Origin of the sequence: Pleurocapsa sp. PCC 7327 (assembly GCF_000317025.1) — a bacterium.
GTDB lineage: Bacteria > Cyanobacteriota > Cyanobacteriia > Cyanobacteriales > Microcystaceae > Hydrococcus.
This window is the reverse complement of sequence record NC_019689.1, coordinates 3394764-3416633: the sequence shown is the minus strand read 5'-3', so window position 1 is coordinate 3416633 and position 21870 is coordinate 3394764. Positions and strand designations below refer to the sequence as shown.

The following is a 21870-nucleotide window of genomic DNA, read 5'->3' as shown; positions in this document are numbered from 1 at the left end:
TTAGTAACTTATTTATCTAGCTGTTACATATTAGATGAGATAATGTTACAAATCTTTATCTAATAGCCGTTGTATTGTAAACTACGCGAGGGAAGGATAAACAAAGGATAAAAAGGAGCAACAACAACGATGCAGTCGGCCCAGATGCTGCTGACGGTGCCCAAAGAGTTTCTAAAAGCGCCCGATGGATTAAATCCTACTGCGATCATGTTTTTAGCAGCTTTAGGGCTAATTGTTTTTTCAGTTTGTGGTTATTGGTTGTGGGATTGGTGGGATTGGTGCTGTTTTTGTTTTAATGTTCTGGCTTTGCATTTAGCAGGTACGGTCATTCATGATGCATCTCACAACAGCGCCCATCGAAACCGAATTCTTAATGCTATTCTGGGACACGGCAGCGCGCTGATGTTGGGATTTGCCTTTCCCGTATTTACCAGAGTACACTTGCAACACCACGCTCACGTCAACGATCCCGAAAACGATCCCGACCATTTTGTCTCTACTGGGGGACCTTTGTGGTTAATTGCGGCACGCTTTTTTTATCATGAAGTTTTTTTCTTCAAGCGGCGTTTGTGGCGCAATTATGAGTTGCTTGAATGGTTTTTAAGCCGACTGTTTCTTATCACAGTTGTTTTTCTGGGATGCCACTATGGTTTTATTGGCTATATTATGAACTTTTGGTTCGTTCCAGCTTTAGTAGTAGGGTTAGCGCTAGGGCTTTTTTTTGATTATCTACCCCATCGTCCTTTTCAAGAGCGCGATCGCTGGAAAAATGCGAGAGTCTATCCCAACTCTATCCTCAATCTTCTCATTCTCGGACAAAATTATCACCTCATTCATCATCTGTGGCCCTCGATTCCTTGGTATAAATATCAAGCTGCCTATTATGCTACCAAACCGCTTTTAGATGCCAAAGGATGCGATCAATCTCTAGGTTTACTGGAGAGAAAAAACTTTTGGAGTTTCCTTTATGATGTGTTTTTAGGCATTCGTTTTCATCATAAAAAGTCAAAACAACTAGATGTAGAGACGCAAACCTTGTGCTTGAAAAAGAGTCAACAGACCTTAAATTAATGAATTATTTGGCTCATTTATTTCTAGCAGAAGATACGCCAGAATCTCGCATTGGCAATTTGCTTGGCGATTTTGTTAAAGGTTCTCTAGAAAGATACAAAACTCATTATAGTGAAAGCATACTCAAGGGAATTGAGACTCATCGACGAGTAGACTTTTTTACTGATACTCACTATTTTTACAAAGAAAGTAAACAGCGCCTCAGCAAAATTCATCGCCATTTTTCCGGTGTTATAATAGATATTTTTTACGATCATTTTTTGGCTAAAAACTGGTCGCAATTCTCAAAAGAGTCTCTAGAAGAATTTGCCGATAAGATTTATAAAATTTTAGAGAAGAATAGGAATATTTTACCCGAAAGACTGCAAAGAAATCTGCCCGTAATGATTTCTGAAAACTGGTTAGTTTTGTATAAAAAAATCGAAGGGATCGATCTAGCTTGTCAGCGTTTGTCTCGACGGATTAAAAGAGCAAATAGTCTGGCACTAGCTCAAGACGAACTCTTAAAAAATTATGATGAAATCGAGCTAGATTTTCTGAGTTTCTTTCCAGAAATTATTAATTACGTTGAAACTAACCGTCCGTATTTTTAGGCGATCGCATATCTAACTCGATTTTCTCTTCATTAGAATAAATCCAATCGAACAACCGTAATCATAGTGCGAGCGTCTTGCTTGCGAGTGGGACGTATGCGCTTACGCGCACGCTACGATGAGCGCACTACAGATTCGATCTTACCAGACCGAACCTTTAATTATTCTGTAAGTGGTGCAAGCTCCGAACAAGCATGCCAGTGTTATGTCTGCGCTCCTAAAATCTAGGTGACTTTCCACTTACTTAACAAACTGAGGCATAACTTCTGCTGCGGTAAACAACCCGTAAATTCCGCGACGGTGCAAAGCAATGCCAGCTTTAAGATAGCCGAAAGCGGGACCGCAAACATTAGCTGCCATGCTGGTTTCGTCGCCTAGCGTAAAGGTATGGGTAGAAATTTTGCCCTCGAATGTCCGTCCCGCTACCTTAACATGGGTACTGAGTGGCTTTTTGGGATTGCGGGTATCGACGACACCGCCAACCGAAACGCGATCGCGCGGACAGATTCCTGCTAACTCTAGTATGATATCGTCGGCATGTTCCATGTTTTCTAGCGCCAAAATTCCATTGGTTTTATCTAAGAGCATCTCTACCTCAGCATCGCTCATTGCCCTGGCTTTTTCTACGTTGTAGCCTGGTAAATGGGCGATATCTTCGCGAATGGTTGCCCGATAAGCTTCCCAGTTAGCGATTCCTACTCCAAAGGTAATTTTAACGCTGTGAATTTCTGCATAACTTTGAGCGGCAAGCGCTGCTGCCGCCGTTAGCAGTCCTGGCGTTGCCCCGCATCCCGTCATGTAAGTAATGCCTACTGCTTGTAGTTCGCCTCGCAACTGCAATAATTGCTCTACCGCACTGGTACGTTTGAGCGCATCTACCAAAACGCCTCGCCAACCGGATTGGATGAACATCCGCGCGACATCTGCCATAAAAGTATTTGGCAAGTTGGGCAAGGCGAGGAAATAACCGTCTGTATTTGCCTTGGCTAATAATTCTTGAATACTATTGCTAGCGAGCGTTCCGTAGGGTCGTACATATCCCACCGATCCTTTATCCCGACAAGCGGCAATACAAGCATCTCCATCCAAGCCCATCTCATTGTAAGCATATCCCTTGCGATCGGCAACTGCTACCCATTTCATCTCTATCTTAGGTTCGAGAACTCTGGCAGCCGCTTGTCCTAATCCTCCAAACCCTAAAACCCCTACTCGGATAACTTTGTCTGTACTCATCATTTCTCTTCTCGTTACCTAGACCGATTTTTATTATCTAAGGCTGCTGCTTGCTCGATCTGTATATTTTTGTTGCACTCAGCATTTTTGAGAATTTTTTGCTCTTGACTGAAATGAAAAGTTAAGCGAAACTTACAAACAATAAAAGTAGATGTCTCAGTAAATATTAAATTTTGCTAAAATCTGATTCATATTGCTACGGTTGCTCAAGATTATTGTATAGGGCTAAGCAAAGCAATATAGTCGTCTCCTAAAAAACAGCAGAGCTAGAAATAGAGGAGTAGGAAGGGATCGAACATGAATATGGAAACCTTAGAGTTCATTATCTATCCCGATGGTCGAGTGAAAGAAACTGTGACGGGCATCGTTGGGTCTTCTTGTCAAGAGGTGACTGCGGCGATCGAAACTCAACTCGGACAGGTGGTTTCCCAGGAGAACACTTCCGAATATTACTCCCAAGCCGTCAACCAGTCAGCTAGAGCCACTAATCAGGCTAGTTTTAGCAACTGGTAATTTTTTCTAAAATTTACCTTTTCTAAAATCCAATTCAATCAAATCGTCTAGGATTATGTCGCACTTTAGCAATATCAAAACCCAAATTCGCAACCTAACCTCCCTCAAAGCTGCCCTGACCGATCTGGGAATTGATTGGAAAGAGGGACCGACGACCGTCAGAGGATATCAAGGCCAAACCCGCACAGCTGAAATTGTAATCGAACAAGACAATAACCACGACATCGGTTTTAGCTGGAACGGAAACGAATATGAGTTGGTTGCCGATTTGCAATACTGGCAGCAACCTTTATCTGTGGAAGGTTTCTTGAGAAAAGTAACTCAGAGATATGCTTTCCATACCGTAATAAGCGAGTCTGTTAAGCAAGGATTCCAGATTGCAGAACAGCAAAAAAATGAAGATGGTTCTATTCGTTTAGTCGTCCAACGCTGGAGTGCCTAATGGCTGGCTTTTCCCCAACCCCCGATCGATCTGGGTTTGAGCCGGAGCTAGGGGGTATATTTCGAGAGGTACCGGAACGATCTGGATTCGAGCCGGAACTAGGGGGCGCACTGCGGCAAAAAGGTGTTTACGTCGATGAAATCACCTGCATCGGCTGCAAACACTGCGCTCACGTTGCCCCAAATACGTTCTACATCGAATCGGAGTACGGGCGATCGCGAGTTTTTAATCAAGATGGCGATTTGGAAGAAACAATCCAAGAAGCTATCGATACCTGCCCGGTGGATTGCATTCACTGGGTCGATTACAGCAAACTAAAAGAGTTAGAAGAAGAGCGAAAATACCAAGAGATCAAGCAACTTGGATTTCCTCAAAAGAATCGCACAATTGCTGCTAAGAAACTCAAGAAACAAGCAAATCATTAAATTCAATCCATCAGATCGAACAAAATAAAAAAGGCTAATTTACATAGCTCTGCTATTCAAAAAATCCTCAATGGTTTATCTCCATTGAGGATTTTTATTAAAGATTATTGTGTTCTGCTAACAGTTTTTCGACTTTGGCTTCCTCGATTCTAGACGTGATTTTTTTTGCTTCATGTAAATCTCTTTGAGTTTTTGCCAAACTAATTGTAGAGCCAACCGTAAAAGCTAATCCCATTCCCATAAAGCTTTTTGTCCAACCATCGACGGGTAAATAAATAATTCCAAGCGAGGTAGCAGTTACGGAAATAATAAAAGATAGCCAGGTTTGCATTACCCAAGCCGAACTGTGGTCTTGGACGATGTTATGTTTATTCATTGCTTCTTTATCCTAAAAAATTCTGCTTGACCAAATTATTTCAATTTTATGGATGGCGGCTTGAGGGGGAAAGGATAAGAAGTGACAGTTTATTAACTGGATTGTTCGATTGATAATGCGATCGCCATTCAAAAGGATAAATAAAATCTTACGCAGAAGCGCTAAGAAAGTTATCTGGGCGATGTATGAGTGGATTTTTGTTGTAGTTTTTTGTTGGTTTGACAATACTAAGATTGTAAACATCTCCTGATGCTTAAATTAATTTAAATGCAACTGATTACAGGTAAAACCAAACTATTAGGAGTTATTGGCGATCCAGTCGAACATTCACTGTCGCCAGTCATGCACAATGCAGCGATCGCACATTTGAGGGTTAATTATGTTTATGTTCCTTTTCCAGTCAAAGGAAAGGATTTAGAAAAAGCGATCGCGGGTTTTGAAGCAATAGGTGTCGTTGGGTTTAACATTACTATCCCCCACAAACAAGCCATTATCCCTCTGCTATCGGAAGTCTCTGCGGCGGCGCAACTGGTAGGGGCAGTTAATACCGTTTGGCGCACGGAAGCGGGTTGGTGCGGCACAAATACCGATGTAGAAGGGTTTTTAGCTCCTTTGAAAGAATTAGATCGCGATTGGACGCAAGTTACCCCGATTATTTTAGGCAATGGGGGTGCAGCGAGAGCTGTTGTGGTCGGATGTGCAGAGATAGGATGTCCAAAAATTCGCGTTGTAGGACGCGATCGCACTAAATTGGAAAAGTTTAAACAAAGTTGGCAGAATTCAGCTCTCAAAACCGAAATAGAAGTTCATGAATGGTCGGAATTAGCAGAGCTGGTATCGGATACCAAGTTGTTAGTGAATACAACTCCCGTAGGAATGTATCCAAAAGTGAATGAATCTCCAGTGGATGCAGTGGTGATGGAGAAAATGCCAACCGATGCAATCGCCTACGATCTCATTTATACGCCTAACCCTACCCAATTTCTAGTACGAGCAAAAGAACGAGGCGCGAAAGCGATTGACGGATTAAAGATGTTAGTCGAGCAAGGTGCATCCGCCTTAAAAATTTGGTTGCAACAACCAGTTCCCGTCGATGTAATGCGGCGATCGCTGCAACAATATTTAGGACATTAACTAGGGATTTAACCAAGTTTGCTAAGTTATTAAATAGAGTCAGCCTAGCGTGCTAGGGACGCGCCTCAAAGTGTAAAAAAATGCAAATTTATCTTGACTATAGTGCCACAACGCCTCCACGCTCGGAGGTGGTTACCAAGATGCAAGAAGTCCTCGCGCAGCAGTGGGGAAATCCTTCCAGCTTGCACGCTTGGGGAGAGAGGGCAGCAACAATTATTGAAACCGCTAGAATTCAAGTCGCCAATCTCATCAACGCCCCCAATCCCGAATCCATTGTTTTTACCTCTGGGGGAACAGAAGCCGACAATCTCGCCATGATGGGCGTAGCGCGTCGCTATCAAACGCCTCAACACATAATTATTTCCAGCGCAGAACATTCGGCGATCGCACAACCAGCTAACTTGCTCGAAAAATGGGGCTGGCAAGTGACTCGACTGCCCGTCAACCGCTACGGCAGAGTAAATCCTCTCGATTTAAAAGCAGCCATACAGCCAAATACAGTTTTGGTGTCAATTATTTACGGGCAAAGCGAAGTAGGCACGCTACAACCGATTGAGGAACTCGCTCAAATTGCCCGCGATTGCGCTGGGCGCAGCGCCAAAGGCGATCGCAACGTATTCTTTCATACCGATGCCGTTCAAGTAGCCGGACGAGTGCCTATCGACGTGCAGAAATTGCCAGTCGATATGCTTTCTCTCTCCAGCCACAAAATCTATGGGGTTCAAGGGGCTGGGGCATTATACGTGCGCGAAGGCAGAGAATTAGTTCCCCTCCTTGGCGGTGGCGGACAAGAAAGAGGCTTGCGCTCGGGAACTCAAGCCGTTCCCGTCATTGCCGCATTTGGCGTTGCTGCCGAATTAGCTGCCGCTGACATGGAAACAGAAACCCGTCGGTTAATTGAATTGCGCGATCGCCTCTTCGATCGCTTAGCCGACTGTCCCTACCTCATTCCCACCGGAGACAGATTGTATCGCTTGCCGCACCACGTTAGCTTTATCGTCAGCGATCCTCACGAGCGAGTCAGAAAAGAAAAAATTACGGGAAAAACCCTAGTACGTCAGTTAAACCTAGCAGGAATCGGAATTAGTTCTGGTTCGGCTTGTCACAGTGGGAAACTATCTCCCAGCCCTATATTGCTAGCGATGGGTTTTACTCCAGAGGAAGCGTTAGGCGGAATTCGCCTGACTCTGGGACGAGAAACCACCGAAGCCGAGATCGATTGGACGGCAATGGTACTCAAACAAGTTCTCGATCGACTAATGCCTCAATTAGTAACGGCTGGACATTAAGAAGTTATTCCTTGGCGACTAACATGCAGCGATCGCCACACCAGAAATCGAACGCTATAAACTGATAACTGATAACAGATAATTGATAACTGACTATGCCTCAAGTTCCATCAACCTTAGAAGAAGCTGTAGAACAAGCTAAAGAAGCGACTAAAGTTGCTCTAGAAGCCGGTTGCGAGCGCATACAAGTAGAATTGGTCGTCCCAGAAATTGCCCTGCAAGCCCAATCGCTTGCCCTAGAATTTACTTCCCTTTTGGAAGACTATGGTTCTGGATTGAGGGTTTTATTTCCCGATACGGGTGCGGCAGCTTTGGCACGTCGCGATTGGGGAGAGACCGTTTTTCAAGTAAGCGACTTGGGGAGTCGTTTTATCCCGGTAGATATGAAGATATCGGAAGAGGATACGGCTTTCTTAGTCGTCTCTCCCTCGGCGATTGAAGTCAACTCGGTTGAGAAACTTTGCAATTTGGCAGGCGATCGCCCCGTAGTTCTCCTCATTCCTCAACTAGAAGACGTTTCCGTTGTCGGAATTGGTTTGGCTGCCCGCCAACTGAGAGAACGATTCCTCAGTACCTTGGAATCCTCTTACTACTTTAGACCTCTAGAAGGGGCTGTCGTGCTGCGTTCTTATCCGTCTTTGTGGCAAGTCTGGCTAGGAGGAGAGGAAGACTATCAACTAATTGCCGAAGAACCCCAAAAACCCACAGGAGAAAGGCTAGATTTACTCATCGCTGGTGCCGTAACGGGCAACAGCGATGAGAACGAGAGTACCCAGGCACCAAAACCGAAAAAACCCGGTTTATTAACTAATATGCAACGATTCTTCCGCGCTCTAAGTCAATAGCACAGACTATCTATCTACTAACCACTAATCGATCGCGGAAAAAAGCTGTTTGCCCCACAACAAAACAAAAATTAATTTAGCTCCACTCCTACGATCTATGTCAGACTAGAATTTAGTAGCATGTCCGCTACACACCTTATCGAGTGAAAAATGGAAGCTAAGCCATTGACCAATTCAACTCATCCAAGTCCGCAGAAAATTTTGCATCCGTCAGAAAATGCTCATCAACATGGCGATCGCGTCCACACTCATGAGGGGCAAGGCAAGCCTCACGTTCATAGCGAAGCTTCTCTGCGGCAGATTGTGAATCGACTGTCTCGTATAGAGGGACACATACGCGGAATTAAAACAATGGTGACAGAAAGCCGTCCGTGTCCTGAAGTATTAATCCAAATTGCTGCCGTTCGCGGCGCGATCGATCGCGTGGCGCGCCTAATTTTAGACGAACATCTGAGCGAGTGCATTGCCCGTGCTGCCGATGAGGGTAATATCGATGAAGAGATCGAACAGTTAAAAGCCGCCCTCGATCGCTTTTTGCCCTAAATTAGCGAGTAGTTAGTAGTTAGTGGTTAGTAGTTAATTGTCTCCCCGTCCCAAAAGTCTCCCCACACTCCCCACACTTCCCCTACTTCCTCGGCTTCCGACTTCCGACTTTTACTCTACGTCCTTAGTTCGGTTTCCCTGGCAATAACTATTCATATTGCTGACTAATTCTTGTTCTTTTTTTCCTATTTGTTGCACTCTTTTTTGGGTTAACTTTGCCTTGGCAATGTCTTTTTTTTGCAAGGCATCGACAAATTCGCGAGTTGCTTGAGCGTTACCGCGATATACTTCGGCAAAGCCGATTTGATATTGCATTAGTTTTTCGTCTTGAATTCTGAGGTTCTTCATCTCTTCAGCTGTTTCTTCAAAAGTATCTGCCATTTGAAGAACTTTTTTTATATCGGTTGTTTGACGATTATTTTGGCTTTCTTTGGCAATATTTTTTGTAATTTCAATAATTTTTTGGCATTGAGAAAATTTGGTTTCCGCACAACCGAAGGTCGAGAAACCTGCGGTCGCACTTAGACAGATCGTTAAAAATTTTTGCACTAAATTAGCCATAACTAATCTCATTGTAGTGGCTTGCTCGTTACCAGCGATCGCTGGCAATTATGAATGATTTTTGCTTGAATTACTGTGCATAACAATCAATTGTTAATTGGAATTGTTTTGGTCATCGGTCATCAGCTATCCAATCTTTAGGTTAACTGTTTCCATGGCGCTTCTGATGCCATTGCCAAGCGTGGCTGACAATGGTAGTCAAATCTGCATATTGGGGATTCCAGCCGAGAATTTCTCTGGCTTTTTGGGCGCTACCTACTAGAATCGGCGCATCGCCGGCCCGACGAGGACTCTCGACGACAGGGATTTCCCGACTCGTTACTTTCCTTGCGGTCTCTATTACTTCTCGCACGGAAAAACCATTGCCGTTGCCCAGATTAAAAACGTCGCTATTGCCACCAGCCAATAGATATTCCAATCCTAAAACGTGTGCGTCGGCTAAATCGCTGACGTGAATGTAATCTCGAATGGCAGTTCCGTCGGAAGTAGAATAATCGGTGCCAAAAATAGACAGGGATTGCCGTTTTCCTAAAGCAGTTAATAAAGCCAGGGGAATGAGGTGAGTTTCTGGGTTGTGATCTTCCCCTAACAAACCGCTCGGATCGGCACCGGATGCATTAAAATAGCGAAAAGCAACGGATTTTAAGCCATAAGCCCCATCAAAATCGGCGAGGATTCTCTCTACCATCTCCTTACTCGCTGCATAAGGACTGAGGGGATCGCGGGGATGATTTTCGGTCATGGGAACTTCTTTCGGCATCCCATAAATGGCGCAAGTAGAAGAGAAGACAAACTTCTTGACTCCGGCAGCGAGCATGGCTTCCAGCAGGGTTAGCGTTCCCACTACGTTGTTATGATAGTATTTGACAGGCTCGACTACCGATTCTCCAACGGCAATAAAAGCGGCAAAGTGCATTACGGCAGCGATTTCGCGGCTAGTAAAGAGATTGGCGAGCAAAGCGCGATCGCTCGTATCTCCAACAATGAGTTCTACTTTTAAAACCTCTTGTATTAATTCTGGATGACCGTAGGACAAGTTATCCAGAACAATGACTTCATAGCCTGCCTGTTGTAAGGCAAGGACGGCATGAGAGCCAATATAACCCGCCCCGCCCGTAACGAGAATTGTCGGTTTAACTGATGACACCAGAACTCCTTTATTAATTATTAGTTATCCGCGATGGCTTAGAAATTTTACTTATACTGAATAATTCATCTCTACATTATCATCACGATCGCCGGAAAATGCTAGACACTCTCGATCTGGATCTTGCCTTAGATAAAGTTACTTATCAATCTCAAATAGAAGACTTAATGCGTCAGTTACGGGCGCTGCAAAAAGCCTGTTGGGATAAAAAATTACCCGTAATTGTCGTATTAGAAGGATGGGCAGCAGCCGGAAAAGGAGCGTTAGTCAAAAAAATGGTAAATTATATGGATCCGCGCGGTTTTGCGGTTTATCCCATTTTTCCGCCTTCTCCCCAAGAGCAACGCTATCCTTTTCTATGGCGATTTTGGCACAAACTTCCCCCTAGAGGCAGTCTGGCGTTTTTCTATCACAGTTGGTACACTCACGTTCTCGAAGATCGGCTGTTCGGTCGAGTTCCCGACTCCCACGTTCCCCTGTTGATGAGGGATATCAATGCTTTTGAGCGGCAGTTGGTCGATGATGGAACTGCGATCGCTAAATTTTGGATTCATCTGGGGCGCAAAGAACTCAAAAGCCGCATTAAAAAATATGCCTCTGACGAACTCGACTCCTGGCGAATTCGTCCAGAAGATTGGCAGCAAGCCAAACAGTATCAAGAATATTCTGCCCTAGCAGAAGAAATGCTCACCTATACCAGTACTGGCGCTGCCCCTTGGACGTTGGTAGAAGGAAACTGTAAGCGCTGGGCAAGGGTCAAAGTGCTGACTCAATTAGTGGCTACCATTACCCAAGCTTTAGATCGACTCCAGATTCCCCAAGTAGAGACACCCAGATTGCAGCCGCAAGAGCATCTGTTCCCCACCGAACCCGATTTTCTAGCCAAGGTAGATTTAAGCCTGAAACTCGACAAAGACGAATACAAAAAACGATTGCGCGAGGCACAAGTCGAGTTGCGCAAACTCCAGTTAAAAATCCACCAAATCAATCTCCCAGTTTTGATTATTTTTGAAGGCTGGGATGCGGCTGGGAAGGGAGGTGCAATCAAGCGCTTGACTGACATTTTAGATCCCCGCAGTTATAAAGTTAATGCCTTTGCTGCACCTACGGACGAAGAAAAGCGCCACCACTATCTCTGGCGTTTTTGGCGTAGAATTCCTGGCGGTGGAACGATTGCTATTTTCGATCGTAGCTGGTACGGGCGCGTGTTAGTCGAGAGAATCGAAGGTTTTGCCACAGAAGCCGAATGGCGACGCGCCTATCAGGAGATTAACGAGTTTGAAGCCCAATTGACCAATGGCGGCTACGTGTTGGTGAAGTTCTGGATGCATATCAGCTCAGAAGAACAACTAAGACGCTTTGAAGAACGCCAGAATAATCCCTTTAAACTCTACAAACTTACCGAAGAAGATTGGCGCAACCGCGATAAATGGAGTCTCTATGCAGTTGCGATCGATCAGGCGATCGCCCGTACCAGTACTCCATCGGCCCCTTGGACGCTAGTTGCAGGTAACGATAAGTACTATGCCCGCGTCAAGGTGATCGAAACAGTTATTGAAGCGATTAAAGCCAAATTGAAACAGCGATAATGAGTTGATGTACCTTAAAACAACCAAAAATTCCGAAAAATTCCCATGCCCATACCGCCGCGAACTTTCGTACTGTCGCGATCGACTTCTTCGGTATGATTGAGATCCTCGATTTGCGCGATTCGTCCTTGGGAGAAACCTTGGCTGGGTTTGACGACTGAGGCAGCTTCTTGAGTTGATTTACTCTGCAAGCAGTTGTCCTTGAGCAATCGATTGTAAGTACGGTAGGGAATGTAATGAAGGGGATTGTATCCAGCGAAGCGCAGAATGAGAACGCAAGCCCAAGAATATTTTCCAGCCACAATAGCTTCGACGATTTGCTCGAACTGCTCGTTCGTCATAGCCTTGGTTTGTTTGGATTGGCTGTAGGCGAATGGTTGGTTCATTGTCGTGTTTTCTCCTCAACGATGTCAGTTAGTTCTAAAGATCCATGCCGTCTTTCTGGAGCTGCCGAATTGGATCTAATAAAACATCCGCGATCCGGCGGCGACGAATGACGATATCGGCGGTGGCAGTTTGACCGGCTTTGAATTGGACTTTTTGCTGGTTGTCAGTCACGTAGTCGCGCTCTAGTTTGACTTCTACCGTATAAACCGGACCGAGTTGTTCGTTAGATTTAGCATCTGCCGAGATAACGGTCACTTCACCGGGAATGACCCCATAGTCCTGATAGGGATAGGCATCCAACTTAACGTGTACCGGCATTCCGGTCTTAATTAAGCCCGCTTCTCTGTTTGGTATGACGGCTGAGAGAACGAGAGAAACTCCGTGGGGAGCAATCTCGGCAACGGTTTGCCCCGGTTGGAGCACTTCGCCGGGATTTTTGAGATTGAGAGACAGAACCACACCATCGACGGGAGCTTTGAGATAGTTGTCTTTGAGTTTAGCTTGGGCAGCTGCTATTTGATTTCTGGTATCTGCAATCTTGGCTTTCGTCTGGGCAATTTCTAGTTCGAGTTGCTTGATTTTCTGTTGGGCTTGTATCTGAGTGGTGTTGGCTTCTGCTTGTTTTTGTGCCAGTTGAGCCTCAAGTTGTTCGACTTCTTTGTTTCTCGTTACCAATGCGCCTTGGTTCTCAGTTAGGCGAGATGCCAAATCGCGCAGCGATTGGTCGGCATCAAATAGCTTTTCGCTGACGTTGGTGACTTCTTGCAGCCTAGTTTGGGTGATGCGCTGCTCGATTTCTCTTATTTCCCGTTCTGCCTGAAAGACGAACTCTTTGGAAACCGCACCTTCATTTTCTAAAGTCTTTAACCGATCTAGCCTTTCTTGATTGCTCGTCAGCTCATTCTTGAGTTGATCGAGATACTCTTGAGACGCACTCGAAATTGGTTGTAGGTGATATCTTCTGCTTTGATAGGCTCGTAGTTCTGACTGTTGCTGAGCGATCAGTTGGCGGGTAGTCAATGCTTTTTCTCTGGCTAGGGCGATCGCCGACCGCTGCGATAGTTGTTCGGCTGCGGATATCTCGGCACGAGTTTTGGCTTCCATCTCTGCTTGTGAGAGCAAGCTTTGTTTTTGAATGACTTCGTTTTGATAGGAAGAGATTGCTTCCTTAAGTCGTTCGAGTTCTTTTTGAGCCAAATCTGTATCGAGTTCGGCAACGATTTGTCCGGCTTTGATCTCTTGCCCTTCTTTAACGACGATACGGCTGACTTTCCCGGAACCTACAGGTTGAACTTTGTAGGTTGCCCCCTCTGGCACTAGCTTTCCTGTCGCTTTGCCTACTTCTTCGATCGTGCCGAACCAAGCCCAAGCACCGAAAGCCACAAAAAATGCTACTCCACCCAAAATAAAGCGCAAGGGCAGGTTGGCGGGTGGCTGGTCTAATAGGGACTGTACCGAGGGCGACCAACGACCGGATTTGGTATCCACCGTCGATGAGGGATTAGGAATTGGCGAACTAGAGGAACCTGGAAGCCTAGCGACCGGAATAGATCCAGCTACTCCTCCATAGAGCGAAGTGGATTCCTGTCGAGAAGTTGCTTTTTCTTCAACCGACAGATCGGGAGGGAGCTTGGGATCGCTGCTATTTGAGATTTCAGCAGGAGTCTGGCTCGTTCCAGATGATTTGGGGGGAAATTTCATAGTTCCTACTAACCTTATTAATTGACTTCACTAGCCCGCTCTAAAAATCGAGCTCATGCCGACGAGTAGAAAAGCCCCTATACCTCAGTTCATTCCTGTCTTTTGCTTAAGAGCATGTCAATTAACCTTTTAGCTTGTAGTCGGTCGGGTTTCGGTTTAGCTTTATGGATGAAGAGGATTTTGTCGCTCTTTTCTACTTCCATCTGAGAAAAAACTTATCCTATTGTTGATTTCAGACAGATTTTTTAGGGATTTTTTTTACATTGAGTTTTTATAGATTTTTTAGAGTCTTTTATCTTCTTTGCTTATTTATACTAATTTTTTCGCCTTCAGTCAAGCAAATTTCCGTATATTCGCGGAAGCTTCTATACAGAAAATAATATACAATTGATTCAATATCATCTGCCAACTTGGCAGGTTTTCATGACGAAATTGTTAATATTCATAAATAACTACATTAAATAAAAGAGTTTTTCTCTAAAAATATCATTCGAGATATTTTCAGTTTCTCGCGATCGATCGTCGTTATTTTAAGCAAAAATTAAAATCTAACTTGCACAATTATTGACGTTCGAGATCTTTGTTTATCCTTTCTCTTCCTTTACCCTAATTGGTTAATTAAACTAACAGTAAACGCAGTCATTAAAGATCGAGTTGCTGTTGTGCCAAGTGACAGTAAAGCCCTTGCTGCTTCATCAACTCTTCGTGGTTTCCTTGCTCGACTAGAATGCCTCGATCGAGCACCAAAATGCAATCGGCGTTACGCACGGTCGAGAGACGGTGGGCGATAATAAAAGTCGTGCGATTGCGGCACAGACGAACGAGATTTTGTTGAAAGCGCCTCTCCGACTCCGTATCGAGAGCGCTGGTCGCCTCGTCCAACAGAAGAATTCTCGGTTCTCCAAGCAGTGCGCGGGCGATCGCAACTCGTTGGCGCTGTCCGCCAGACAGATTTGCCCCACGCTCTCCGACTTTGGTGTTATATCCCAAGGGCATCGATTGAATAAAGGCATGAGCTTCTGCCAGTTTAGCGACTTCGACCGCTTGTTCCAAGCTATATTCCGGTCGATAGAGAGTAATATTTTCCAAAATCGTTCCAGAGAAGAGAAAACATTCTTGGGGAACGACACCGAGTTGCGATCGCAGCGATTGGAGAGAAACGTGACGGATATCGTGTCCGTCGATCCAGATATGCCCGCTGTTGGGGTGATATAAGCCTTGCAGTAGCTTAACCAAGGTACTTTTGCCCGAACCGCTGCGCCCAACGATCGCGATCGTCTGTCCGGGCTTGACCGTGAAGGTAATATTTTGCAGAATGTTGCGATCGTCGTCTTCGTTATAGCGGAAGGTGACATTTTCAAAGCGCACTTCGCCTTTAATAGGCGGCAGGGGCAATAAGGGGTTTTCCGAACTTTCTTCGGGTTCGGCAGAAAAGACATCGTTGAGTCGTTCTACCGAGATCAGCACTTCTTGCAGTTCGTCCCAGAGATTGGTCAGCGAGAGGACGGGACTGAGGACTTTACCGATGAGCATGTTAAAGGCAACAAACTGACCGATCGTCAGTTGGTCTTGAATGACCAACATCGCTCCATACCACAGCAAAGCGGTATTGCCGATGGAATTTATCAATCCGCCAGCCGTTTGTAAATTAATTCCCAGTTTTTGAGCGCGAAATTGAGCATTCAAGAAACCCGTTAAATGTTCTTCCCAGCGCCAGCGCAATTCCCGTTCCGAAGCGGTGGTCTTGACCGTTCCGATTCCAGTAATCGTTTCCACTAGAGAAGAGTTCTGTTCGGCAGATTTATTAAAGACTTCCCGCGAAACCTTGCGCAACAGGGGAGTAGCGACTAAGGTCAAAATAACGATCGGGGGAACGAGACCTATCACTAGCAAAGCCAATTGCCAGTTGTAGTACAACATCAACCCCAAATAGAGAAATCCCGTCAGAAAATCCAACCACGCCAAGACGACTTGGCTGATGAGAAAGCGTTGGATTTTCTGGTTTTCCTGAACCCGCGTAATGATATCTCCCACATGGCGGTCTTCAAAAAACCGTAGGGGTAGCATCAGAGCATGACGAATAAAGCCGCCGATCATGCTCAGATCGAGGCGGTTGGAGAGATAGCTTACCAAATACTGCCGAATGCCGGAGAGAATGATTCCCCAGATCCCAAACAGCAGCGCGCCGATCGAAAAAACGTGGAGCGTCGTCAGCGTTTTGTTGACCACCACTTGGTCGAGAATGATTTGGGTAAACAGGGGCGTGACAATGCCAAAGATCTGGATTAGTAGAGATGCAAAAATAATTTGGAAGGCAACCGAGCGATAGGGAACTAATAATCCCAAAAATCTCCCCAGCGAGGGTTTTTCGTTTTTGAGCTGCTCCAGGTGCTCGGTCGGATCTAGCAGCAAGGCATATCCGGTCCAGCCTCTGAGAAACTCTTGGCGGTTCAAAGAGAACCTACCTCTGGCAGGGTCAGAAACCAGGACGCGATCGCCGCCGATGCGGTAAACGACAATATAGTGATCGCCTTGCCAGTGGGCGATCCAAGGATTTTTTTGCGAGGCGAGGCTGTTGAGACTCGCTCGCACGGGTCGCGCGTGGTATCCGAGGCTCTCAGCGGCTTTAGCCAAGTTTTTCAGCGAAGCTCCCGATCGTCCGACTCCCGTTAAATCGCGCAGGAAATTGAGGTTGAGGCGTTTTCCCCAATATTGGCTAATCGTTTTCAAGCAAGTTGCCCCGCAGTCGGCAGCGCTCTGTTGATCGTTATGGGGATAGCGATTCCAGGCGCGAAAGCGACGCTGCAATGGTTTTGGGAATTCAACTTTTGACGGTTTTGGCTGGGGCTTCAGACGGGAAGCACTTGCATTGGTAGATGGCGCTGGTGCGACGTTGCCGTCATTCGTACTAGAGGCGGTAATCGCTCCCGGAGCAAAAGCTTTTGCGCCTGCGGGTTTGTCTTTGGAGGTAACGATCGCGCGAACCGTTTCCCAATGTTCGAGAGGGAGATGATAGGCTAACAAATCCGTTCTAGCAAACGCACCGTCCGGTGTATGGTCTGGATGTCCCCAGGAACTGCCGACCTCCAGCGTCGGATTCTCAACCCGACCGCCGAGCAGCCAAAAACGACCTGCCTGTGCGGGAGCGACTTTAGCGAGGGATTCTCCAGCGGCAATCTTTTTTTGGGTCAAGTAGGAAAAAATGTGTTGTAGTCGGTGGCTGGAGAGCGATCGCCATTCGGTTAGGGTTCTGAAGAAGATGAGAGCTTGCCGTTTTTTTGCCTCGCCCGACCAATTTTCTTTCAGTTCGGGCAATTGTTCCAGCCAAGGCAAAAGTTTGTCAGCTGCAATTTTGGCTACTCGCAGGGAATTCGTCGCCGCGATCGCTCGGTAGGGAAAAACCACCTCGCTAAAAAGAGAGTCAGTTCCAAAGGTTTCTCCTTCTGCTAACAACTGAGTCGGGACTTCTCGTTTTTTGTGAGGATCGAAACTCAGCAACCTCACTCGTCCTTGACAAATTAAATATAAATCTTTAATCTTTTGTTCGTTAGGAGCAGTATTTTTCTCATTGCCTGCGATATTCTCAACATTATCTCCTAGCTGAAAGTCACGCATCTCAAAGTTTTTACTCAACTCGGGAATTGACGTAGCGGTATGGCTGTGACCTTTTACTTGCTGTAGAAGTAGCGGCAGAATCGCCGCAGTACTATCAAGCGATGGCTTTGGCTCTTGTATTTCCGAATGCGGTTTCATCATTAGACCTCCAGCAAAAGTCAGAGTAAGTTAGGTAAAATAAAACCAAATTACAATTCGAGTTATGACTTACTCTCAAGTAAAAAATTTAAAACCGACAGAGTTTAAACGGCTTTGTGGAGTATATCCAGAGACGTTTAAAGAGATGGTAAAAGTTCTAGAAGCCGAAAAAGTCTTACAAAAAAAAACAGGACGACCAAATAAATTAAGCGCAGAAGACCAAATCTTAATGACTCTTGAATATTGGCGAGAGTATCGCACCTATTTTCATATCGGAACTAGCTGGGGAATAAACGAGACAACGGCTTTACGAATCACCAGAAAAGTAGAAGATATTTTAATGAAATCGGGACTTTTCAATCTGCCTGGGAAAAAAGCTGTTCAACCCCAAAATACAGAAATTGAAATTGTCGTAGTAGATGTAGCAGAACATGAAATAGAAAGACCGAAAAAAAACAAAAAGCTTACTACAGTGGTCGGCAAAAGTGTCACACGATAAAATCGCAAGTTTTAGCTGACGCAAAAACGAGACAAATTCTTTGTATTGCTCATGAGAAGGGAAAAAGTCATGATTTTAAGATTTGGAAAAATAGTAAAATAGGAATCGAACAACAGATAGAATGTTTGGCTGATAAAGGATATCAAGGAATTCAGAAACTTCATCCCAACAGTAGAATTCCCAACAAAAAAAAGCGCAATCAACAGTTAAGTCTAGAGCAAAAGAAGTTTAATCGTAAGTTAGCAAGTGAAAGGATTGTAATTGAAAATATTCATCGCAGTCTAAAAATATTCAGAATTCTTTCAAGTCGATATCGCAACCGAAGAAGACGGTTTGGGTTGAGATTTAATTTGATTGCTGGCATTTATAATTATGAACTTCTTTCCCACTCCAATTATGCGATCGCGTAACACTTTTGCAGGAGGTCTATTGTCAAGTCTCTTCGTCACAGTTGGTAAACCGTTGATAAAAGGGTAGGTTGCTTGCTATCAGTAACTCCTGGCTGTCTATTCTTTCGAGTTAAGCCTTGCCCTATCCCTTGGGCAGTCATCAAAAAAAACAAAGGAAGGCAAAATGCGAGCCACCATCCACCAAACCTAAAATTTTGCCATTCTGGTATTTACTTAAAGTAATGTCTAACTCTTTATGCAACAAATTATTTTTTTTACACTTTTCTCCCAAGCGAGCGATTAATTGAAATCAATCACCTCTAATTTGAATCTTGACATTTTTTCAAAAAAGTCTATTTAGACATAGTATTAATGAATTTGCAGCGGAACTGTCAAGAGACGGTAGGGAATTTGCGGCTCTCTTTACCGAATCTTTAAACAGGATTAAAACTAGCTTAAAAAAACTGTTAAATTTACTCATGAACCAACGTCCTGTATCAGCGCGTTTTAGTTTCTCCGTTCAACTCAGCTTTTACAACCGAAGTTTGAAATTTTCAACCCAAACAAGGTCAAGCGCCTTAAGATGAGTTATAGTTCCTACTACAGTAGCACTGGCTAGATTTCCGGATGCAAACTGATAAAATTCCGCGTATTTAGACGAAAGCAAGACGGGTTGACGAATTGAAGCCCTCAAACAATCGATTACTTCTAAGTTGGCAAGCTTGCTTGTTGTTAGCAACCTTATTCTGGTTGATGGGCATAGCAAGTGCTGCCGCTCAATCGCTAGATTCCGCAAACCTAGAAGCAAGTCTGCGAGAGTGGAAAGTCGGACTAGACACGATCTGGGCGATCTTTACAGGGTGTCTAGTCTTTTTTATGAATGCTGGCTTTGCTATGCTCGAATCCGGGTTTTGCCGTCAAAAGAATGCGGTGAACCTCTTGGCGAAAAATTTTATCGTTTTTGCTTTGTCTACCGTTGCATTCTGGGCAGTTGGCTTTGGCGTGATGTTCGGCGATGGCAATCCGATTATTGGCACGAGCGGATTTTTTTTAAGCGGTTCTGATAATAGCCCTAGGACAGAAATTTCCTATCAAGGCGTATACAGTTCTTTGGCTTGGGCGGGAATACCGCTGCAAGCCAAATTTTTCTTTCATTTGGGGTTTGCTGGAATAGCAACAACTATCGTATCTGGTGCGGTTGCCGAACGGATCAAATTTTTGGCGTTTTTTGTCTTCAGTCTTTTTTTAGCTGGCATTGGCTATCCCATCGCCGGACACTGGATTTGGGGCAACGGTTGGTTGCATCGACTCGGATTTTGGGATTTTGCAGGGTCTACAGTCGTTCATTCCGTAGGGGGTTGGGCGGCTTTAGTCGGGGTAGTTTTGCTCGGGCCGCGAATCGGCAAATACCAAAATGGAAACTCCCTAGCCTTGCCCGGTCATAACCTCACAACGGCGACGCTAGGCGGCTTGATTCTCTGGCTGGGTTGGTTTGGCTTCAATGCAGGTTCCACCCTAGCAGTCGAACCTCATGTCATTACCCACGTTCTCTTAACCACCAATATGGCGGCTGCGACGGGAGGAATTGCTGCTACTGTAACCTCTTGGTGGTATTTCGGCAAGCCCGATTTGTCGGTGACGATTAATGGGGTTTTGTCGGGCTTAGTTGGAATTACTGCCTCTTGTCGCTTTGTCACTATCGGCTGGGCGGGAGTCATCGGTCTCGTTGCCGGCGTGGTGGTGGTTTTTGCCGTAGACTTTTTCGACAAATTGCAAATCGACGATCCCGTAGGAGCGATTGCGGTGCATTTAGTAGGAGGGATCTGGGGAACGCTCGCCGTTGCCCTGTTTGCCCTCGGATCCGACGTTAACCTCAATCCCAATTTCGTTCTCTATGAAGAGGGACCAGCGAGGGGATTGTTAATCGGAGGCGGTCTTGCCGGTCTGAGACAACTGTTTGTGCAACTGCTGGGAATCGCCTCTATCAGTCTTTTGACGACGATTTTGAGCTGGCTTGCTTGGTCGTCGATCAAATGGGCAGTTGGGATGAGAGTTTCCTTTGACGCGGAACTGAAGGGATTGGATATTAGCGAACACGGACTCCACGCTTATAACGATTTCTTGGTCAAGCAGGATTTACCGCCTAGATCGCTGCGTACTTTGTTAACTCGACGCATGCCGCCACCGCCTGGTTCTTAATTGACTCATAGGTTCGTCCGACGACCTCTGTATCTAATTTCGTCGTCATTGGCTGGCGAGGCTTCAGCATTGAATTCGTATAAAACCTCGTCGATTTTCGGCAAGACTTCTGACGGCAATTGCGGCAGCGCTTCGGGTTGCGCTCGAACTGGGGAATCTTGAAGGGGTTGCAGGGCGACTCTGAGTTTTTCTACCGTGCGGTTGATTTCGCCATCTAAAAGACCGCTCAATGCTTTACCCGCCTTAACGAGTAGAAAAACGTCGGGATGGCAGTAAGCGAGAATAACATGACCTTCTTGGGCGCGAACGGCAATCGTCTCAATTCCCTGCCAATGAAATTCGTCCTGGGTGCTTTTGGCTAAATAAAGCATGCTGCCAGCCATAATTAGGGAGCTATTTTTATCCATGCCAATGGTCGGGATGATGGGCTGTCCTTCGGCAGAAACCAAGGCAACTCCCTGAATGCCAATGGGTTTTGCCATCAACTCTTGTAAGATTCTTTCAATGTTGGAGGGGTTCATCGACTGCCGATCGACCAAGTCCAGTTCCGAACTTGCTGGCGATAAGGCTTTTATGGGGAGACTTGCCTCGCGATTAATGACGCGATCGCGAGAGGCTGCTTTTTCCATTTCATCGCAACTAACGAACAAATTGAGCAATTTTTTTTGCAACAGGTCTTTATGGGTTTGCTTGCGAATGTCTGAGGAAATTGCCACTCCACTGCGAGCGGGTTGATAGTTGCATAAATCGGGAATGATAATATTCTCTAAACTCGCTGGCGGATTGTGGCGATCGACGCTCGTTACCGGACCGATATCCAAGCATGTCAAAATGTTTTCTAGTTGAACGGTACTTAAAAGCCCTGCTAGGTAATAGCCAATGCAATAGGGAATATTCGATCTTCCCAGTTCGTCCGTTCCTTCATTATACAGCCAGCCAAATAGAGTCTTATCTGTGGAGAATTGATACAAATAAGTCGCTTGATAGCCTGCTTTTGGCGGGTTGTAAGTATCCCAGTGCTTGTAAACTACTTGTTGAATAAACGTTTGCTGAATGTCTAAAGGAATTTGTTGACTGACAAGGGATTTAAATCCTATTCCAGGAAAGCTAGTGTAAACGATCTGACCGACGAGCAAAGGCATGATTATAAGATGATTAACGAGTTGCGCTTAAGATTTTTT

Annotated in this window: 20 protein-coding genes; 12 read left to right on the top strand and 8 right to left on the bottom strand. The window is 45.3% G+C overall.

Features of this window, described 5'->3' with window-relative positions; translation table 11 throughout:
- The first annotated feature begins 129 nt into the window (after positions 1-129).
- Positions 130-1071 carry a beta-carotene hydroxylase gene (gene crtR / locus PLE7327_RS15235; RefSeq protein ID WP_015144704.1) on the top strand — a complete coding sequence of 314 codons (942 nt, stop codon included), beginning with the start codon at positions 130-132 and terminating at the stop codon, positions 1069-1071.
- On the top strand, positions 1071-1664 hold the full coding sequence (locus tag PLE7327_RS15230; RefSeq protein ID WP_015144703.1) for an ACP phosphodiesterase: 594 nt from the start codon (positions 1071-1073) through the stop codon (positions 1662-1664). Before crtR ends, PLE7327_RS15230 begins: the two co-directional genes overlap by 1 nt.
- A 240-nt stretch (positions 1665-1904) precedes the next feature.
- Here the strand turns inward: PLE7327_RS15230 and PLE7327_RS15225 are convergent, their stop codons facing one another.
- Positions 1905-2900, bottom strand: a complete 996-nt coding sequence (locus tag PLE7327_RS15225; protein WP_015144702.1) for a saccharopine dehydrogenase-like oxidoreductase — start codon at positions 2898-2900, stop codon at positions 1905-1907.
- A 294-nt stretch (positions 2901-3194) separates the two neighbouring features.
- Here PLE7327_RS15225 and PLE7327_RS15220 point away from each other — a divergent pair, with 294 nt between their 5' ends.
- From PLE7327_RS15220 to PLE7327_RS15210, 3 genes are read left to right on the top strand one after another with little or no spacing between them, the layout of a single operon-like run.
- Entirely contained in the window at positions 3195-3410 is a 216-nt protein-coding gene (locus tag PLE7327_RS15220; RefSeq protein ID WP_015144701.1) for a DUF2997 domain-containing protein, read from the top strand.
- A gap of 55 nt (positions 3411-3465) precedes the next feature.
- Positions 3466-3852 carry a DUF1257 domain-containing protein gene (locus tag PLE7327_RS15215; protein ID WP_015144700.1) on the top strand — a complete coding sequence of 129 codons (387 nt, stop codon included), beginning with the start codon at positions 3466-3468 and terminating at the stop codon, positions 3850-3852.
- Positions 3852-4277, top strand: a complete 426-nt coding sequence (locus PLE7327_RS15210) for a ferredoxin (protein WP_015144699.1) — start codon at positions 3852-3854, stop codon at positions 4275-4277. The genes PLE7327_RS15215 and PLE7327_RS15210 overlap by 1 nt, the downstream gene beginning before the upstream one ends.
- 97 nt (positions 4278-4374) lie before the next feature.
- Here the strand turns inward: PLE7327_RS15210 and PLE7327_RS15205 are convergent, their stop codons facing one another.
- Positions 4375-4653: a YiaA/YiaB family inner membrane protein gene (locus tag PLE7327_RS15205; protein ID WP_015144698.1), complete on the bottom strand. Its 279-nt coding sequence runs from the start codon at positions 4651-4653 to the stop codon at positions 4375-4377.
- Between the two features lie 267 nt (positions 4654-4920).
- On the opposite strand from PLE7327_RS15205, the gene PLE7327_RS15200 reads away from it, so the two are divergent.
- From PLE7327_RS15200 to PLE7327_RS15185, 4 genes are all read left to right on the top strand, one after another.
- The gene (locus PLE7327_RS15200) at positions 4921-5787 is read left to right on the top strand and encodes a shikimate dehydrogenase (protein ID WP_015144697.1); all 867 of its coding nucleotides are present in this window, start codon (positions 4921-4923) and stop codon (positions 5785-5787) included.
- An 80-nt stretch (positions 5788-5867) separates the two neighbouring features.
- Positions 5868-7076: a cysteine desulfurase family protein gene (locus tag PLE7327_RS15195; protein WP_015144696.1), complete on the top strand. Its 1209-nt coding sequence runs from the start codon at positions 5868-5870 to the stop codon at positions 7074-7076.
- Positions 7077-7171: 95 nt separating this feature from the next.
- The gene (locus tag PLE7327_RS15190) at positions 7172-7921 is read left to right on the top strand and encodes a DUF1995 family protein (protein ID WP_015144695.1); all 750 of its coding nucleotides are present in this window, start codon (positions 7172-7174) and stop codon (positions 7919-7921) included.
- A 150-nt stretch (positions 7922-8071) separates the two neighbouring features.
- Complete coding sequence (locus PLE7327_RS15185) at positions 8072-8464, top strand: metal-sensing transcriptional repressor (RefSeq protein WP_015144694.1); 393 nt, start codon at positions 8072-8074, stop codon at positions 8462-8464.
- A gap of 111 nt (positions 8465-8575) precedes the next feature.
- Here PLE7327_RS15185 and PLE7327_RS15180 read toward each other — a convergent pair whose 3' ends face one another.
- Together PLE7327_RS15180 and galE are read right to left on the bottom strand one after the other, a co-directional pair.
- The gene (locus tag PLE7327_RS15180; protein WP_015144693.1) at positions 8576-9025 is read right to left on the bottom strand and encodes a hypothetical protein; all 450 of its coding nucleotides are present in this window, start codon (positions 9023-9025) and stop codon (positions 8576-8578) included.
- Between the two features lie 142 nt (positions 9026-9167).
- Positions 9168-10172, bottom strand: a complete 1005-nt coding sequence (galE, locus tag PLE7327_RS15175) for a UDP-glucose 4-epimerase GalE (protein WP_015144692.1) — start codon at positions 10170-10172, stop codon at positions 9168-9170.
- A gap of 98 nt (positions 10173-10270) precedes the next feature.
- Here galE and pap point away from each other — a divergent pair, with 98 nt between their 5' ends.
- On the top strand, positions 10271-11761 hold the full coding sequence (gene pap, locus PLE7327_RS15170; RefSeq protein WP_015144691.1) for a polyphosphate:AMP phosphotransferase: 1491 nt from the start codon (positions 10271-10273) through the stop codon (positions 11759-11761).
- A 14-nt stretch (positions 11762-11775) separates the two neighbouring features.
- On the opposite strand, the gene PLE7327_RS15165 is transcribed toward pap, so the two are convergent.
- From PLE7327_RS15165 to PLE7327_RS15155, 3 genes are all read right to left on the bottom strand, one after another.
- Positions 11776-12147 carry a HetP family heterocyst commitment protein gene (locus tag PLE7327_RS15165; RefSeq protein WP_015144690.1) on the bottom strand — a complete coding sequence of 124 codons (372 nt, stop codon included), beginning with the start codon at positions 12145-12147 and terminating at the stop codon, positions 11776-11778.
- 34 nt (positions 12148-12181) lie between these two features.
- Positions 12182-13849, bottom strand: a complete 1668-nt coding sequence (locus tag PLE7327_RS15160) for an HlyD family efflux transporter periplasmic adaptor subunit (RefSeq protein ID WP_015144689.1) — start codon at positions 13847-13849, stop codon at positions 12182-12184.
- 642 nt (positions 13850-14491) lie between these two features.
- Positions 14492-17602 (bottom strand): peptidase domain-containing ABC transporter, encoded by a 3111-nt coding sequence (locus tag PLE7327_RS15155; RefSeq protein WP_015144688.1) that lies wholly within the window; start codon positions 17600-17602, stop codon positions 14492-14494.
- 64 nt (positions 17603-17666) lie between these two features.
- On the opposite strand from PLE7327_RS15155, the gene PLE7327_RS23555 reads away from it, so the two are divergent.
- Positions 17667-18511, top strand: a protein-coding gene (locus tag PLE7327_RS23555) for an IS5 family transposase (protein ID WP_217523113.1) whose coding sequence is annotated in 2 segments (ribosomal slippage) — positions 17667-18051 and positions 18051-18511 — 846 coding nt in all. Because the reading frame shifts where the segments join, the coding sequence is not laid out codon by codon here.
- A gap of 660 nt (positions 18512-19171) precedes the next feature.
- Entirely contained in the window at positions 19172-20689 is a 1518-nt protein-coding gene (locus PLE7327_RS15140) for an ammonium transporter (RefSeq protein ID WP_041392195.1), read from the top strand.
- Between the two features lie 5 nt (positions 20690-20694).
- Here the strand turns inward: PLE7327_RS15140 and PLE7327_RS15135 are convergent, their stop codons facing one another.
- Positions 20695-21831, bottom strand: a complete 1137-nt coding sequence (locus tag PLE7327_RS15135; RefSeq protein ID WP_015144686.1) for a hypothetical protein — start codon at positions 21829-21831, stop codon at positions 20695-20697.
- Positions 21832-21870 lie beyond the last annotated feature (39 nt).

What these genes read in the sequence shown, in the direction of transcription:
- PLE7327_RS15215 (WP_015144700.1), top strand. Translation starts at nt 3,466, where the DNA reads ATGTCGCACTTTAGCAATATCAAAACCCAAATTCGCAACCTAACCTCC.
- crtR (WP_015144704.1), top strand. Translation starts at nt 130, where the DNA reads ATGCAGTCGGCCCAGATGCTGCTGACGGTGCCCAAAGAGTTTCTAAAA.
- PLE7327_RS15195 (WP_015144696.1), top strand. Translation starts at nt 5,868, where the DNA reads ATGCAAATTTATCTTGACTATAGTGCCACAACGCCTCCACGCTCGGAG.
- PLE7327_RS15220 (WP_015144701.1), top strand. Translation starts at nt 3,195, where the DNA reads ATGAATATGGAAACCTTAGAGTTCATTATCTATCCCGATGGTCGAGTG.
- PLE7327_RS15135 (WP_015144686.1), bottom strand. Translation starts at nt 21,831, where the DNA reads ATGCCTTTGCTCGTCGGTCAGATCGTTTACACTAGCTTTCCTGGAATA.
- PLE7327_RS15185 (WP_015144694.1), top strand. Translation starts at nt 8,072, where the DNA reads ATGGAAGCTAAGCCATTGACCAATTCAACTCATCCAAGTCCGCAGAAA.
- PLE7327_RS15200 (WP_015144697.1), top strand. Translation starts at nt 4,921, where the DNA reads ATGCAACTGATTACAGGTAAAACCAAACTATTAGGAGTTATTGGCGAT.
- PLE7327_RS15190 (WP_015144695.1), top strand. Translation starts at nt 7,172, where the DNA reads ATGCCTCAAGTTCCATCAACCTTAGAAGAAGCTGTAGAACAAGCTAAA.
- PLE7327_RS15180 (WP_015144693.1), bottom strand. Translation starts at nt 9,025, where the DNA reads ATGGCTAATTTAGTGCAAAAATTTTTAACGATCTGTCTAAGTGCGACC.
- PLE7327_RS15230 (WP_015144703.1), top strand. Translation starts at nt 1,071, where the DNA reads ATGAATTATTTGGCTCATTTATTTCTAGCAGAAGATACGCCAGAATCT.
- PLE7327_RS15155 (WP_015144688.1), bottom strand. Translation starts at nt 17,602, where the DNA reads ATGAAACCGCATTCGGAAATACAAGAGCCAAAGCCATCGCTTGATAGT.
- PLE7327_RS15210 (WP_015144699.1), top strand. Translation starts at nt 3,852, where the DNA reads ATGGCTGGCTTTTCCCCAACCCCCGATCGATCTGGGTTTGAGCCGGAG.
- PLE7327_RS15165 (WP_015144690.1), bottom strand. Translation starts at nt 12,147, where the DNA reads ATGAACCAACCATTCGCCTACAGCCAATCCAAACAAACCAAGGCTATG.
- pap (WP_015144691.1), top strand. Translation starts at nt 10,271, where the DNA reads ATGCTAGACACTCTCGATCTGGATCTTGCCTTAGATAAAGTTACTTAT.
- PLE7327_RS15160 (WP_015144689.1), bottom strand. Translation starts at nt 13,849, where the DNA reads ATGAAATTTCCCCCCAAATCATCTGGAACGAGCCAGACTCCTGCTGAA.
- PLE7327_RS15225 (WP_015144702.1), bottom strand. Translation starts at nt 2,900, where the DNA reads ATGATGAGTACAGACAAAGTTATCCGAGTAGGGGTTTTAGGGTTTGGA.
- PLE7327_RS15205 (WP_015144698.1), bottom strand. Translation starts at nt 4,653, where the DNA reads ATGAATAAACATAACATCGTCCAAGACCACAGTTCGGCTTGGGTAATG.